The 383-nt window shown below is 59.3% G+C and carries 1 pseudogene; it reads right to left on the reverse strand.

What is annotated here, in order from left to right:
- A pseudogene (locus KDK95_RS35350) lies at positions 1-383 on the reverse strand (F0F1 ATP synthase subunit beta); the annotation flags it as partial.

Below are 383 nucleotides of genomic sequence, written 5' to 3' on the forward strand. Positions count from 1 at the left end.
GAGTGGCCACGGGTCGAGGTGATTCGCTCCTGCAATTGGCCCATCTCGTCGGCCAAGTTGGGCTGGTAGCCCACCGCCGAGGGCATACGACCTAGCAGGGTTGAAACCTCAGAACCAGCCTGGGAGAACCGGAAGATGTTGTCGATGAACAACAGCACGTCCTGGTTCTGAACATCGCGGAAGTACTCAGCCATCGTCAAACCGGTCAAAGCGATGCGCAAACGCGTGCCCGGGGGCTCGTCCATCTGGCCGAATACCAGAGCGGTGTCCTTGAGCACACCGGCCTCGTCCATCTCGTTGATGAGGTCGTTACCCTCACGGGTACGTTCACCGACACCGGCGAAAACCGAGGTACCGCCGAAGTTGTGGGCGATACGGTAAAT

The organism is Actinospica acidithermotolerans, from assembly GCF_018139625.1.
Classification (GTDB): Bacteria; Actinomycetota; Actinomycetes; order Streptomycetales; family Catenulisporaceae; genus Actinospica; species Actinospica acidithermotolerans.